This is a genomic window from Vitreimonas sp., assembly GCF_036392335.1.
In the GTDB taxonomy this organism is placed as follows: domain Bacteria; phylum Pseudomonadota; class Alphaproteobacteria; order Caulobacterales; family Aquidulcibacteraceae; genus Vitreimonas.
In genome coordinates this window covers 50,597-65,282 of sequence record NZ_DASVYD010000066.1, presented here as the reverse complement: position 1 = coordinate 65,282, position 14,686 = coordinate 50,597, and the positions used below count along the sequence as shown (strand labels likewise).

Annotated in this window: 9 protein-coding genes; 4 read left to right on the top strand and 5 right to left on the bottom strand. The window is 63.0% G+C overall.

Features of this window, described 5'->3' with window-relative positions; translation table 11 throughout:
• Positions 1 to 52 precede the first annotated feature (52 nt).
• Positions 53 to 1,504 (top strand): coniferyl aldehyde dehydrogenase, encoded by a 1,452-nt coding sequence (locus tag VF769_RS15265; protein WP_331009285.1) that lies wholly within the window; start codon positions 53 to 55, stop codon positions 1,502 to 1,504.
• Between the two features lie 126 nt (positions 1,505 to 1,630).
• On the opposite strand, the gene VF769_RS15260 is transcribed toward VF769_RS15265, so the two are convergent.
• Entirely contained in the window at positions 1,631 to 3,145 is a 1,515-nt protein-coding gene (locus VF769_RS15260; RefSeq protein WP_331009284.1) for a DEAD/DEAH box helicase, read from the bottom strand.
• Positions 3,146 to 3,359: 214 nt separating this feature from the next.
• The gene (parE, locus tag VF769_RS15255; protein ID WP_331009283.1) at positions 3,360 to 5,390 is read right to left on the bottom strand and encodes a DNA topoisomerase IV subunit B; all 2,031 of its coding nucleotides are present in this window, start codon (positions 5,388 to 5,390) and stop codon (positions 3,360 to 3,362) included.
• Between the two features lie 249 nt (positions 5,391 to 5,639).
• Here parE and VF769_RS15250 point away from each other — a divergent pair, with 249 nt between their 5' ends.
• Complete coding sequence (locus VF769_RS15250; protein WP_331009282.1) at positions 5,640 to 6,113, top strand: outer membrane beta-barrel protein; 474 nt, start codon at positions 5,640 to 5,642, stop codon at positions 6,111 to 6,113.
• Between the two features lie 286 nt (positions 6,114 to 6,399).
• The gene (locus tag VF769_RS15245) at positions 6,400 to 8,994 is read left to right on the top strand and encodes an AAA family ATPase (RefSeq protein WP_331009281.1); all 2,595 of its coding nucleotides are present in this window, start codon (positions 6,400 to 6,402) and stop codon (positions 8,992 to 8,994) included.
• Between the two features lie 55 nt (positions 8,995 to 9,049).
• On the opposite strand, the gene VF769_RS15240 is transcribed toward VF769_RS15245, so the two are convergent.
• The 3 genes from VF769_RS15240 to VF769_RS15230 all read right to left on the bottom strand — a co-directional run bounded on the left by VF769_RS15240 (position 9,050) and on the right by VF769_RS15230 (position 12,945).
• A complete protein-coding gene (locus VF769_RS15240; protein WP_331009280.1) occupies positions 9,050 to 10,810 on the bottom strand; it encodes a methyl-accepting chemotaxis protein in 1,761 nt (586 codons plus the stop codon).
• A gap of 299 nt (positions 10,811 to 11,109) precedes the next feature.
• Positions 11,110 to 12,513, bottom strand: coding sequence for a type I glutamate--ammonia ligase (glnA, locus tag VF769_RS15235; protein WP_331009279.1), 1,404 nt, complete (start codon positions 12,511 to 12,513; stop codon positions 11,110 to 11,112).
• Between the two features lie 93 nt (positions 12,514 to 12,606).
• Entirely contained in the window at positions 12,607 to 12,945 is a 339-nt protein-coding gene (locus VF769_RS15230; RefSeq protein ID WP_135210105.1) for a P-II family nitrogen regulator, read from the bottom strand.
• A 210-nt stretch (positions 12,946 to 13,155) separates the two neighbouring features.
• Here VF769_RS15230 and VF769_RS15225 point away from each other — a divergent pair, with 210 nt between their 5' ends.
• Positions 13,156 to 14,622 carry an NAD(P)H-hydrate dehydratase gene (locus VF769_RS15225; protein WP_331009278.1) on the top strand — a complete coding sequence of 489 codons (1,467 nt, stop codon included), beginning with the start codon at positions 13,156 to 13,158 and terminating at the stop codon, positions 14,620 to 14,622.
• The last annotated feature ends 64 nt before the right edge of the window (positions 14,623 to 14,686 follow it).

Sequence of the window (14,686 nt, the reverse complement as noted above, 5' to 3'; positions counted from 1 at the left end):
TTACGCAACGGCGTACCGGTAAAGTGGTTCAAAAGTCATCCCGGAGATCCGCGTGAATAAGCCAGTCGATCCGTCCATCGAGGAAAGCAAAGCGCGCATGCAGGCCGTGCTTGAGCTGCAGAAGCGCCTCGTCATCAGCAAGGGACCTCCCGACGCACGCCTCCGTAAGGATCGGCTCACGCGTTGTATTGATCTTCTGATCACCCACCAGAATGATTTCGTGGAGGCAATGAACGCCGATTTCGGCAATCGTTCGCGCGACATGACGCGGCTGACCGACATCGCGGGCGCCATCGGCCCGCTCAAGGAAGCCCGCGAAAGCCTCGAGAAATGGATGAAGCCGCAGAAGCGCAAGGTGACGCCCGCCGCGCTCGCCATGTTCGGTGCGAAGGCCGAAGTGCGCTATCAGCCGAAAGGCGTCGTCGGCGTGATCTCGCCCTGGAACTTCCCGGTGCAGCTCTCGTTCGACGCCATCGCCGGCGCTTTCGCGGCGGGCAACCGCGTCATGCTGAAACCGTCCGAATTCACCCCGGCGACGTCCGCGTTGATGGCGCGCACCATCGATCTTTATTTCGACGAGGATGAGATCGCGGTGATCGTCGGCGGCGCCGAAGTCGGGGCCGCGTTCTCAAGCCTGCCGTTCGACCATTTGATCTTCACGGGCGCCACCTCGGTGGCCAAGCACGTGATGCGCGCCGCGGCTGAGAACCTTGTGCCGGTGACGCTCGAACTCGGCGGCAAATCGCCGGTCGTGATCGGCCGCAGCGCCGATCTGGCCAAGACGGCCGCGCGCGTGATGACGGGCAAGACCATGAACGCCGGTCAAATCTGCCTCGCCCCCGATTACGTGATCGCGCCCAGTGAGAGCGTGCGCGGCTTCGTCGACGAGACCAAGCGCGCGGTCGCCAAGATGTATCCGACCATCAAGGACAACGCCGACTACACGTCCATGATCAACCAGCGCCATTACGACCGTGTGCGCGGGCTGATCGATGACGCGAAAGCCAAGGGCGCCGAGATCGTCGAGATCAATCCGGCCGGCGAGGATTTCACGCAGCAAGAACACCGTAAGATTCCGCCCACGCTCATTCTCGGCGCGACCGACGAGATGAACGTGATGCAGGAAGAAATCTTCGGCCCGGTGCTGCCCGTCCGCACCTATGCCGGCCTCGATGACGCCATCGCCGAGATCAATGCGCGCCCGCGCCCGCTTGCGCTCTATTATTTTGGCGAGGACGCGACGGAGAGCGAAGCGCTGCTCAACAATACCCACTCGGGCGGCGTCACCATCAATGACGTGATCTTCCACGTGACGATGCAAGATCTGCCGTTCGGCGGCGTCGGCCCATCAGGCATGGGCGCCTATCACGGCCATCGGGGCTTCTTGGAATTCAGCCACGAGAAGGCGGTCTATCGCCAGACCTCAAGCGAAATCCTCGCCATGATGCGTCCGCCCTATGGCGCGACGTTCAAGAAGCAGGTCGAAGGCCGGATCAAGCCGTAAGGCTCAGACCGCCGGCTTCCAGCCGGCATCTTCACAAGCTGCAAATGAAAGCGGGCCTGGAATGGGCGCTCCAGGCCCGCGATGTTTGTGAAGTTTGCCGGCTGGAAGCCGGCGGTCCGATAATCGTCATTTCTTCCGCAAAAACGCCGGCAGATTGTCGCCGAAGCCTTGCACATCGCCGCCGCGCTCGTCGCGGGGCGGGCGGCGCTCTTGCTCGCGACGCGCCGGCGCTTCGGCGCGCTTTTCGCGGCGTGGTTCATTGCGCGGCTTGCGCTCGCTACGCTCCTGCGGCGCTTCGCTTTGCTCGATGGGCTCCATCGACGCTGTCGGCCGCTCAGCATCGCGCTTCACATAGCGCTGCTTCTTTTCCGACAAACGCTTCGAATGCTCTTTCTTGAGCTCCTCGGCGCGGCGACCGCGGCCGCCACGATCGCTCGGGTCGCCGATCGCCGCTTCCGGCAGACCTTCGATCTGCGCCTTCTCGATTTCCTTGCCGGTCAGCTTCTCGATCAGCTCCAAGCTCTTCTTGTCGCCCGGACCAACCAGCGTAAAGGAGGCGCCCTGCCGACCAGCGCGGCCGGTGCGGCCGATGCGGTGCACATAATCATCCGGGCTGCGCGGCGGCTCGTAATTGAACACGTGGCTGACGTCCGGAACGTCCAGTCCGCGCGCGGCCACATCGGACGCCACCAAAATCTTCAAGTCACCCGAGCGGAAACGATCCAATGTCTTCGTCCGCAAGCTCTGGTCCAGATCGCCATGGATCGGCGCCGCATCATAGCCGTGACGCTTCAGCGAGAGCGCGACCACGTCCACATCAGTCTTGCGATTGCAAAAGACGATGCCGTTCTTGACTTCCACGGCATTGATCACAGCGCGCAGCGCGGCGCGGCGCGTGCGCGGATCGTTGCCCGGCAGCATGACGACACGCTGGGTGATCGTGCTCGCCGTAGTGGCCGGCCGGGAGACTTCCACGCGCAGCGGATTGGAGAGAAATGCCTCGGTAATGCGCGTGATCTCAGGCGCCATGGTGGCGGAGAAGAAGAGCGTCTGGCGGGTAAACGGCGTCAGTTTGAAAATGCGCTCGATGTCCGGGATGAAGCCCATGTCCAGCATGCGGTCGGCTTCATCGACCACCATGACTTGTACGCCGGTCAGCAAGAGTTTGCCGCGCTCAAAGTGATCGAGCAGCCGGCCAGGCGTTGCGATCAGCACATCGACGCCACGCGCCAGCAGGGCGTCTTGATCGCCGAACGACACGCCGCCGATCAGCAGCGCCTTGGTCAGCTTTTGATACTTGCCGTATTTGTCAAACGCTTCGGCGACTTGCGCGGCCAGTTCGCGCGTCGGCTCCAGGATCAAGGTGCGTGGCATGCGTGCGCGCGAGCGGCCAGAGGCCAGAATATCGATCATCGGCAGGGTGAAGCTGGCGGTTTTACCGGTGCCGGTTTGGGCGATGCCGAGAACATCGCGGCCCTTCAGCACTTCGGGGATGGCCGCCGCTTGGATCGGGGTCGGCGTGTTGTAGCCGCCTTCCTTCACCGCGCGCAGCGTGGCTTCGGAAAGTCCCAGATCGTCGAAGGTGATTTGCGGGGCAGCGGCAGTTTCTGCGTCGAGGGACGCGGTATTTTCGGAATTCATTCAATCTCACTTGAGGCGCCGCTCCTCGCGCCTTGGGCGAAAGAGAGCAGGGCCGTTTCAGGTTGGCGCTTCCAGCCGGCATCGTCTGCGGATCAGACGGGGGCGTTCAGCAAGGGCGAGCACGCCCTAGAGGCGCGCACAACGGACAGCCGGGAGATGGCTCTATTTGACGCAAAAGTCAACATTTCCACAGGTACTAGATCGCCAGGATGCGTCAGACGTCGATCTCTTCCGCCACGAACTTCGCGTTCGCTTGGATATAATCGAAGCGCTTCTCGGCCTTTTTGCCCATTAGCGTTTCGACCAAATTCTCGAAATCCGGCAGGCCGCTCTCATCCAGGATGACGCGCGCGAGCGTGCGCGTTTCCGGGTTCATGGTCGTGTCTTTCAAATCCGCCGGCATCATTTCGCCGAGGCCTTTGAAGCGGCTGATCTCGACCTTGCGGCCTTTGAACTCACCGTTGAGCAGCGCTTCTTTATGCGCATCGTCGCGCGCATAGATGCTCTCTTTGCCGGCCGTCACGCGATAGAGCGGCGGCATCGCCAGATAGAGCCGGCCCTCGCGAATGAGCGCCGGCATCTGCTTATGGAAGAACGTGATCAGCAATGAGGCGATATGAGCGCCATCGACGTCGGCATCGGTCATGATGACGATACGCTCGTAGCGCAGATCATCGATCTTGAACTTCGCGCCCATCTGCACGCCCAGCGCCAGCGCCAGATCGGCCAGCTCCTGGTTGCCGCTCATCTTCTCAGCGCCCGCGGAAGCGACGTTCAAAATCTTGCCGCGCAGCGGCAGGATCGCTTGCGTCTCGCGATTACGCGCTTGCTTGGCCGAACCACCGGCCGAGTCACCTTCGACCAGGAAGATTTCGGTGTCTTTCTCGCCCGCACGCGAGCAATCGGCGAGCTTGCCGGGCAGGCGCAGCTTACGCGTGGCGCTTTGGCGGGAGACTTCCTTCTCCTTGCGCCGCCGCATCCGGTCTTCAGCCTGTTGGATCGCCCATTCGATCAGGCGATTGGCGTCCTGCGTGTTCGCCGCGAGCCAATGATCGAACGGATCGCGCACCGCTTGTTCAACGATCTTCGCCGCTTCGGTTGAGACGAGGCGGCCCTTGGTTTGGCCTTCGAACTGCGGGTCGCGAATAAAGACGGAGACGAGGCCTGCGCCTGTGCTCATCACGTCTTCCTGCGTGATGAGGCCAGCTTTCTTGTTGTTGCGCAATTCGGCGTAGGCCCTCAGGCCCTTGGTGATCGCCGCGCGGAAGCCGGCCTCATGGAATCCGCCGTCCGGCGTGTAAACCGTGTTGCAGTACGAGCGAAGGAAGCCGTCCGCTTCGCCGAAGCCGTCGCTTACCCACGTAATCGCCCACTCGACGCGGCCGTGCGGGCTATCCTTGTCCGTCCGACCCGAAAAGGCCTCGTTCACAACGGCGCGTTTCGACGTGGTCAGCTCGGTGAGAAAGTCCGCGAGACCGTTCGGGAAGTGCAGGATCGTCTCGGCCGGCGTGTCGTCCTTGATCAGCTCCGGCGCGCACTTCCAGCGAATTTGCGTGCCGCGCTGCAGATACGCCTTCGAGCGCGCCATTTGGAAAAGACGCGCCGGCTTGAACGCCGCGCCCTTGCCGAAGATTTCCGCGTCCGGATGGAAGCGCACCGTCGTGCCGCGGCGGTTGTGCGCAGGGCCGACCTCAACCAGCTTCGATGTTGGCGTGCCGCGCGAGAAGGTCTGGCGATAAAGCTTACGCTCGCGGGCAACTTCAACTTCCACCTTGTCCGAAAGCGCGTTCACGACGGAAACGCCGACGCCGTGCAGACCGCCGGACGTGTGATAGACCTTGCCCGAGAATTTGCCGCCCGCGTGCAGCACCGTCATGATGATCTCAAGCGCGGACTTCTTCGGAAACTTCGGGTGCGGATCGACGGGCATGCCGCGCCCGTTGTCGGTTACGCGCAACGTGCCGTCCGCTTCCAACTCAACTTCGATGCGATCCGCGAACCCCGCAACCGCTTCATCCATCGAGTTATCGAGCACTTCAGCGAAGAGGTGGTGCAACGCCCGTTCATCGACGCCGCCAATGTACATCCCCGGCCGCTTGCGGACGGGCTCCAGCCCCTCAAGGACTTCGATGTCCTTGGCGGTATAGCCGCCAGCCGCCGCCGGCGGGGCCTCGCTGTCGCCAAACAATTCCGAACCCCAAAGGTTGTCGGGGCCGCTACCAGATTTCTTCTGCGTTTGCGCCATGGGGTCCGCTTTAAGGCGCTTCGCGCCAGTTCATCAATGCTTGGGCTGTGGGCTTTCACCCAATAGGGGTTTGGTATCCGAGAGGTAAACGGCAGCCGGCCGCGCCCATCAGGGGATTAAGTGGCATATGGGTCACGGCGCCTTCATTTCATTCGGGAAATGGCAGTTCCCGGCGAAACCATGCCCCATTCCGATTGTTCGCTCCCGGTCAACGGCATGCGGGGGCCGCTCAATGAAGGAGCAGCGAGCATGAAGAAATTTGCACTTATGGCCGCGGTCGCGGCGGCGTCGATGATGGCCTTGCCGGCCGTTGCGCACGCAGAATGGTACGCGGGCGCAGCCTATACCCAGTACGACGCGGACGACGCCGAAGTCGGCGGCGTGACGGGTCGCCTTGGCTATCGCGTCAATCCGAACTTCGCGATCGAAGGCGAGGGCACGCTGGGCGTGGATGATGACGACGGCGCTGAACTCGATAGCGCTTATGGCGCGTACGCGGTCGGCGTGTTGCCAGTCGGCACGTCGGGCTTCGAAGTGCTTGGCCGCGCTGGCTATCAGCAGATCGACATCGGCGGCACTGGCGTCGATGACGGGGGCTTCTCGTATGGCGCGGGCGTCGGCTGGCGCCTCGGCGGCGGTTTTGGCTTGCGCGCCGACTACACGCGCACCGAAGCCGATGACGACGTCGACGCCATTTCACTCGGCGGCACGGTGAACTTCTAACGCCATTTCACCCGCAGCATTTCGGGCTGGAGAGCAATCTCCAGCCCGTTGTGTTGGTGAACGTCCGTTAGCCCCGTTTCCTAACGCGATTGCAAAGACAAAGAGCTTAAATGTTTCCTGCGCTCCGCCCGCTTGACGTGCGGGGCTTGTCGATTGGGCGCAGGCGACATTGGCGAGAAGTGCACACATCCAGAAGGCGCGCGCACGCGCCCGTTTGCAGAAGCAGACCGGCGGAGACATGCCGCAGGCCATCCATGCTATGGCGGCGGCGGCCTCGGAGCCATGCGTGGACGCTGTGTTCGCCCTTGAAGAAAGCGTGGAAGACCTCGAGCCGCCGTTCGATCCGCCGGACGAAAGCGACTTTGACGCACTCGAGATCGAAGAAGACGATACCGAATTCGCATTCGCGATGACGTCGGAGCCGGCGGCGTTTGAGGCCGCCAGCAACGAAGCGGGGCCGCAGGAAGCGGAAGCGATCGCGTCCGAGGCCATCCCGGTTGAAGCCGAATGCGCGGTCGCGGAGACCGACGAGGAGCCGCCGTTCGATCCCCCCGACGAGCGCGACGAATGCTTCCAGCCGCCGCTTGTGGAATACAATCTGCCGCCCTTGAACGAGGACTGCACGGCCGAGGCGCCGTTGCTGCTCACGCGCAGCGAAGCGACGCGGCCCGGCGAGCGCGCGGAACGCTCGTTCCCGCGCGATCCGCGCGCGGGGGAGGCGCCAGAGCTGCGGCCGGCGCCTGCCATCACCATCCTCGCCTGCTGGGACCGACCGGAGACCGGCGAACTCATCGAGCACGCCGCCATGGACATGCGCTTGGCGCGCACCGAATTCTATTGCGAACGCGGCGGCGTCGAGGCGGCGCTCGCGGCCGTAGATGAATGCGCGCCCGACCTCGTTGTGGTGGAAAGCACGCTGGCGCGCGACCAATTGCTGAGCGGCCTCGATCGCCTAGCGCCGCGTCTCGGCGCGGGCGCGAAGATCATCGTGATCGGCGCGGTCAATGATATCTCGCTGCTGCGCGATCTCGCCGCTCGCGGTGTCAGCCAATACATCGTGCCGCCGGTCGGCGAGGACGATCTCGTTCAGGCCATTTGCTCACTTTATGCCAACACCGACAATGCGCGCGTTGTCGCCGTGGTTGGCGCGCGCGGCGGCGTGGGCGCCTCCACGCTGGCTTACAATCTCGCTTGGTCGATCGCTGAGCGTCAGAAGCTCCAGACCACACTCGTTGATCTCGATGTCGCCTTCGGCGTCGCCGCCTTCAACGCCGCCGGCGACCCGCGTATCAGCGCGGCCGATGCGCTCGCGAACGCCGAGCGTCTCGATGAGATAGTGTCGTCCAATGGTCGATTGCGTATGCTCACGGCGCCGGCAGATTTGCAGGCCTCCTTTGAGCCCAGCGCTGAAGCGGCAATGGAGTTGATGGCCAGCGTGCGCCGAACCAGTCCCGTTGTGGTGCTGGATATGCCGCATGCGTGGAATGCCTGGGTGAAGCAGGTGCTTGCCGCCGCGGACGAGGTTGTCCTCGTGGCCGGACCCGATCTCGCCAGCTTGCGCAACGCCGAGCACATGCTGCATGTGCTGCGCGGAGCGCGCGGCCTTGGCGCGGAGCCGCACGTCGTGCTTTCGATGACGGGTGTGCCGAAGCGTCCGGAAATTCCGGCAAAGGATTTTTCAGACACGCTGGCAACCACGCCGGTTGCCTGCTTCGCTTTCGAGCCAGAAGTCTTCGGTGTCGCGGAAATGGCGCGTCAGCCCTTAGGCCTCAGTGCGCCACGGGCCAAAGCGACCGCCGCAGTCGATACGCTCGCCACAATGCTGACGGGGCGCGGCGTGGCGGAGCGCAAGCGTGCACCTCTCAAAAAGGGCCCGGCCGTAACGCTTCGCAGCGCGCCCGAGCGGATGGTTGCCGAGCTTGAGGACGGTGTGGCGGCGGAGCCTAAGCTTGCGGACATCGTCGCGCCAATCTCGATCGAGCCATTTCAGTCGGTGGATGAGAAGCCCGATCCCGTGTCACCGGCCGTGCGGCCCTTCACTTTCCGCGCCGAACCTGAGCCGCTCGAACTCATTCAGATGGCGCCTGCGCTTGAGGACGGCGTGCTGGCGAGAGCGCGCGACGCCGCGGTCGCCGAAGTAGCGCAAGTGCAGGCGCAGCGCATCCGCCGTGGTCGCCCCGGGCTCATCCGCGCCGTGGCCTGCGTGATTGCCGTGATCGCAGCGGGAGCCATCTATCTGCAAAATCAGCGCGAGGCGTCCGCAGCCGCGCCTGAACGCGCCACGCCGACTGTAGGGCCACTGGCTGCACCGGTCGCGTCGGCGGCGCCTGCGACTCCGACAACGGCTTCACCCGAACAGCGTTACGATGCCGCGTTGCAGGCTTTGAGCGTGGGGCAAGCCGCGCAAGCGGTTGCGACGCTTCGTGAAGCAGCTGAAGCGGGGTACGCGCCCGCGCAATATCGCTTGGCGAAACTGTATGAGAATGGCGACGGCGTGCCTACCGACCTGGCGCTTGCGCGCCAATGGGCGGAGCGCGCGGCAGCCGGCGGCGATCGGCGCGCCATGCATGATCTCGGTGTGTATTATGCGCGCGGCGAAGGCGCGCCGCGTGACGATGCGGCGGCCTTTCGTTGGTTTCGTCAGGCCGCTGAATATGGCGTCGTCGATAGCCAGTACAATCTCGCGGTCCTTCACGAGGAGGGGCGCGGGGTCAGCGCCGACGGCGGCGAAGCGCTGTTCTGGTTCCTGGTTGCTGGCCGCGCTGGCGACCTGAGCGCGATCCATCGCGCCAACGCTCTCGAAGCGCGGCTGTCGCCAATGGTCGTTGACCATGCACACGCCCGTGCGACAGCCTTCCGCGCACGCGAGACTCAACCTTGAAGCAAATGAGCCGGAGCGGGGCTCCGGCTCACTCAGCTTGACGTCCTGATCGCGCTTAGAATTCCTGCCATTCCGTCGGCGCGCCATTGGCGACCTTACGCAGCGCGGGTTTGGCGTTGTCGCGTTGCGGTGCGCGTTCGGCCACCACGGTCGGACGACCCGGTCGCGCCGCGTCGCCGATTCTGAATTGGCCCACCACCTCCGCGACGCGGGTGGCCTCGTTGGAGAGCGAGTGTGCGGCGGCGGTTGATTCCTCGACCATGGCTGAGTTCTGCTGCGTCATACGGTCCATGCCGGCGACCGCTTCGTTAACCTCCTGCAGCGCCGTTGATTGCTGCGAGGCGCCAGCCGCGATCTCTGTAACCAGATTGGCGATCTCGCTCACCTGCGCGACAATGCGCTCCAGCGCCTGACCGGTTTCGCCGACCCGCTGTACGCCGCTTTCCACCAGATCAGACGACGTTGCGATCAGCGACTTGATCTCCTTCGCCGCCTCCGCCGAGCGCTGCGCCAGCGCCCGTACTTCTTGCGCGACGACCGCAAAGCCGCGGCCCGCTTCGCCGGCCCGCGCAGCCTCGACGCCGGCGTTCAGCGCCAGCAGATTGGTCTGGAACGCGATCTCGTCGATTACGCCGGTGATCTGACTGATCTGCTGTGCGGACGTGGCGATTGCGCCCATGGTTTCCACCGCGCCATTAACGACCTTCGAGGCATTGCGTGCGCCGTCATCGGCGGAGGAGGCGATACGCTGCGCGTGAGAGGCGCCTTCCGCCGCCTTCTTCACGGTTGAGGTGATCTCTTCGACCGCCGCGGCGGTCTCCTCAAGGCTGGCGGCCTGCTGTTCGGTGCGGCGCGCCAGATCTTCAGCCGCGGTCGCAACTTCGCTTGCGCCGGATTGGATGACTTGCGTGCCCTGCATGATGTCGCGCATCGTCTGCTGCAATTGATCGAGGGCGGCGTTGAAGTCAGCGCGCAGTTTTTCGAACTCTGGCGAGAACGGACCTGTGATGCGCTGCGCGAGGTCATTTTCCGCGAGACCGGCCAGCGCGGCGCCGACGTCATTCACGGCGCGCACGCGCCCAGTGATGTCGGTGGCGAACTTCACCACTTTCATGACCTTGCCGTTCAGATCGAACACTGGGTTGTACGAAGCTTGAATCCAAACCTCTTTGCCGCCTTTGCCGAAGCGTTTGTATTCGGCGGCCATGTATTCACCGCGGTTCAGCGTCATCCAGAATTCGCGATACTCGTTTGAATTGGCGTACGCCGGATCGACAAACAGGCGATGGTGCTGGCCTTTGATCTCTTCGAGGCGATAGCCCAGCGTGTCGCAGAAGTTTGGGTTGGCGAACAGCACCTCGCCGTTCGGCGTGAACTCGATGACCGCCTGCACGCGGCTGATGGCGTTGAGCTTGGCCTCGAACTCAGCGTTCTTCAGCTTCTCTGCTGTAATGTCGGTCGCCACCTTCACTACACGGGTGACGACGCCTTTGGCGTTCAAGACCGGGTTGTATGAAGCCTGAATCCAAACATCCTTGCCGCCCTTGCCGATGCGACGATACTCGCGTGCGTCGAACTCACCGCGCCCGAGCTTCTGCCAAAAAGCGCTGTAGTCCGCGCTGCGGGCATAGTCCGGCTCGACAAACATCGAGTGGTGGCGGCCTTTGATCTCGGCGAGGTCATATCCCATCGCCTTGCAGAAATTCGCGTTGGCGGCCAGCACATGACCGGACGGATCGAATTCAATGATCGCCAGCGCGCGGTCCAGCGCTTTAAGAATATCACCTGCGATCGCGCCATTCTGCAGCCCAAGCATTTGATGCCCCCGAACATGAGCTAAATTAATTGCGTCGATACGGTAGTGCGACGCCGCCCGGTAAAGTCATTGCGTGTACTTAATCGAGTCTTACTATTGATCTCCGCTTGAAAAAAAGTGCCGAAATACTGTGGTGACTGGTCATCTGGACGGTAGAGATCTCAGCTATACAGCCGCAAGACCTACACTGTCGGTTGTGCCTGGTTAGCCATCGGCCAGTTCTCCCGCCGCCATCGCCAACGCAAAACGGGCCGGAGATCGCTCTCCGGCCCGTCCCATAATCCATCTCGTTCGGCAGATTACGCCTTGTAGTACATGTCGAATTCCACCGGGTGCGGGTGGGTTTCGAAGCGATCGAGCTCTTCCTTCTTCAGGTCGATGTAAGCGTCGATCAGATCGTCGGTCATCACGCCGCCCTTCAGCAGGAAGTCGCGGTCACGATCGAGCGACGTCAGCGCTTCACGCAGCGAGCTCGCCACGTGCGGCACTTCTTTCAGCTCTTCCGGCGGCAGGTCGTAGAGGTTCTTGTCGAGCGGATCGCCCGGATGGATCTTGTTTTGGATACCGTCGAGGCCCGCCATCAGCAGCGCGACGTAGGTGAGATACATGTTGCCGGCCGGATCGGGGAAGCGGACTTCCACGCGCTTGGCCTTCGCGCCCGTGCCGTGCGGAATACGGCACGACGCCGAACGGTTGCGCGCCGAGTAGGCGAGCAACACCGGGGCTTCGTAGCCGGGCACAAGGCGCTTGTACGAATTCGTCGTTGAGTTCGCGAACGCGTTGATGGCCTTCGCGTGCTTGATGATGCCGCCGATGTAGTAGAGGCAGGTTTCGCTGAGATCGGCGTAGCGATCGCCCGCGAAGGTATTGTTGCCGCCCTTCCAGATCGACATGTGCACATGCATGCCGGAGCCGTTGTCCTTGTAATACGGCTTTGGCATGAAGGTGGCGGACTTGCCGTACGATGCAGCCACTTGGTGGATGATGTACTTATACAAGTTCATGTTGTCGGCCATCGTCGTCAGCGTGTTGAACTTGAGGCCAAGTTCGTGCTGCGCGGGCGCGACTTCGTGGTGATGCTTTTCCGGGTTCAGGCCAAGCTGACCCATGATTTCGAGCATCTCGCCGCGCATGTCTTGCAACGAGTCGATCGGCGGCACCGGGAAGTAGCCGCCCTTCGGACCTGGACGGTGGCCGAGATTGCCGCCTTCATAAGCGCGGCCCGTGTTGAAAGGCAGTTCGGTCGAATCGAACGAATAGCCGGTGTTGTTCGGATCGGTTGACCAGCGCACATCGTCAAACACGAAGAACTCAGCTTCCGGGCCGAAATAAGCGACGTCGCCGGCGCCCGATGACTTCACATAAGCTTCCGCCTTCTTGGCGATGCCGCGCGGGCAGCGTGAATAGGGTTGCAGCGTACCCGGCTCGAGAATGTCACAGAACAACGCCAGCGTCGTCTGTTGATAGAACGGATCGATGTGTGCGCCTTTTGGGTCAGGGCGCATGACCATGTCCGATTCATTGATCGCCTTCCAACCAGCGATCGAAGAGCCGTCGAACATCGTGCCTTCGGTGAAGATGTCTTTGTCGATCATGCTTACGTCGAAGGTGACGTGCTGCATTTTCCCGCGAAGGTCGTTGAAGCGAAGATCAACATACTGGACTTCCTTGTCCTTGATCAGCTTCAGAATTTCGTCAGACATCGGATACTCCACCGAGTGTTATTGTTGTCGCGAAAGCGGGCTGCACGCGGCTCGGTCCGGCGCAGCCCGCAAAATATGCCGTGGGAAGCGCTGTTAGACGGCCGCGGCGCCGGTTTCGCCGGTGCGGATGCGGACGACGTTGAGCACGTCGAGCACGAAAATCTTGCCGTCGCCGATCTTGCCGGTTTTGGCGGCGGTTTGAATGGCCTCCAATGCCGCATCGACTTGGTCGTCGCCGACCACAAGTTCGATCTTCAGCTTCGGCAGGAAGTCGACGACGTATTCTGCGCCGCGATAAAGTTCTGTGTGGCCCTTCTGGCGACCGAAGCCCTTGGCTTCCACGACCGTCATGCCCTGCAGGCCAATGCCCTGCAGCGCCTCTTTGACGTCGTCCAATTTGAACGGCTTGATAATGGCTTCGATCTTTTTCATGTGGGCGCTCCCAACTCCGCGCGCTTCAAGTACGGTTTCTCATTGGACGTCACGGCCTGACTCGGAAAGGCGACATGCCGCCTCCAGGCCCTGGCGCCACAGTGGCGCCCGCCAGAAAGGCGCCGGCGCCCAGTTATCAGGCGATAGAGTGTGGCCGGCGAGGGAATCCTGGCCCCGCACGGAGTTATTCACAGGAACGAGACCAGCGCCGTGAGCCATGAAATCATCTCCGTCGCCCAAATGCGGGCCATCGACGCCGCAGCCTCCGCGGCCGGCGTTCCGACGCTGACCCTAATGGAGAATGCCGGCCGGGCGGTCGCCGAGGCGATCATGGCGCGGTATGCGCTTCAGCCTGTCGCGCTGTTGTGCGGGCCCGGCAACAATGCAGGGGACGGCTGGGTCGCCGCACGATTGCTGCACGAGGCCGGGTGGCCGGTTGAGGTGCATTCACTGGTCCCGCGCGAGGCGCTGCACGGCGACGCGGCGTTAGCCGCCGCGCGCTGGTTGGGCGAAGTGCATCTGCTCTCCGGCGAGACGCCAGATGCCGCGCTTTACGTCGACGCCCTGTTCGGCGCCGGCCTCGCCCGGCCGCTCGATGGCGTCGCGAAGCGCCTCGCTTTGAGTCTTCCGCGCACGCGTGTGATCGCGATCGATACGCCAAGCGGGTTGGAGGGCGATACGGGACGGGCGTTGGGCGACATTGCGTTCCAGGCTGCGCTCACGATCACTTTTGTACGCAAGAAGCCCGCGCATGTTTTCGCAAGCGGTCGTGCGCTTTGCGGCGAGGTCGTTGTCGCCGACATCGGCGTGCCGGATCGCGTGGTTTCGGCGCAAAATATAAGCCTTTTCGAGAACAGTCCGGCGCTTTGGCGTTTCCCGTGGCCCCGCGTTGACGCGCACAAGCATGCGCGTGGCCATGTAATCGCGGCGAGCGGCGCGCACGGCCGCACCGGCGCCGCGCGACTATCTGCGCGCGCGGCCTTGCGCATCGGGGCAGGTCTTTCGACGGTGCTCAGCCCGTCTGATGCGATGGCGGAGAACGCGGCGCAACTCACAGCCATTATGTTGCGTGAGGCGAAAACCGCCGATGATTACGCGCGTTCCGCCGGTGAAGCGCAATGCCTCGTGATCGGTCCTGCGTTCGGTTTGGGCGCTTTGTACAAGACCTATTTGGACGCCGCGCTCGCCGCGCCGCAGAGATGCCCCTGCGTGCTCGACGCCGATGCGCTAACTCTGCTGGCGCCGCTGGAGCGCAAATTGGATCCGCGCGATGTGCTCACCCCGCATCTTGGGGAGTTCAAACGGCTGTTTCCCGACCTGCCGATCGTGGATCGCATTGCTGCGGTGCGTACGGCCGCCGCCCGCGCCAGCGCGATCGTGTTGCTCAAGGGCCCGGACACGTTGATTGCGCATCCGGACGGGCGTGTGGTCATCAATTCCACGGGCTCGCCCCATCTTGCAACTGCAGGTTCAGGCGATGTGCTGGCTGGACTTATCGCAGGTCTAATCGGGCAGGGGATGGGGGCCTTCGCCGCGGCGGCGGCCGGCGCGTGGCTGCACGGCAAGTGTGGCGAAGCGTTGGGGCCTGGGCTGATTGCGGAGGATTTGCCAGAGATTTTGCCGTCTATTTTGAAGGCACTGGCGAAAGATTCGGGCGCCGGCGACCGGGTTGGTTGATCGGAGCTATTTCCGCCCCAGTTTTTCGGTTAACCCTGTGCGCGGGACAGCGCCAAAAGGGGAC

Excerpts from the sequence above, each read along its gene's own strand:
- VF769_RS15240 (WP_331009280.1), bottom strand. The coding sequence starts at position 10,810 with ATGCTTGGGCTGCAGAATGGCGCGATCGCAGGTGATATTCTTAAAGCG.
- VF769_RS15250 (WP_331009282.1), top strand. The coding sequence starts at position 5,640 with ATGAAGAAATTTGCACTTATGGCCGCGGTCGCGGCGGCGTCGATGATG.
- VF769_RS15230 (WP_135210105.1), bottom strand. The coding sequence starts at position 12,945 with ATGAAAAAGATCGAAGCCATTATCAAGCCGTTCAAATTGGACGACGTC.
- VF769_RS15260 (WP_331009284.1), bottom strand. The coding sequence starts at position 3,145 with ATGAATTCCGAAAATACCGCGTCCCTCGACGCAGAAACTGCCGCTGCC.
- glnA (WP_331009279.1), bottom strand. The coding sequence starts at position 12,513 with ATGTCTGACGAAATTCTGAAGCTGATCAAGGACAAGGAAGTCCAGTAT.
- parE (WP_331009283.1), bottom strand. The coding sequence starts at position 5,390 with ATGGCGCAAACGCAGAAGAAATCTGGTAGCGGCCCCGACAACCTTTGG.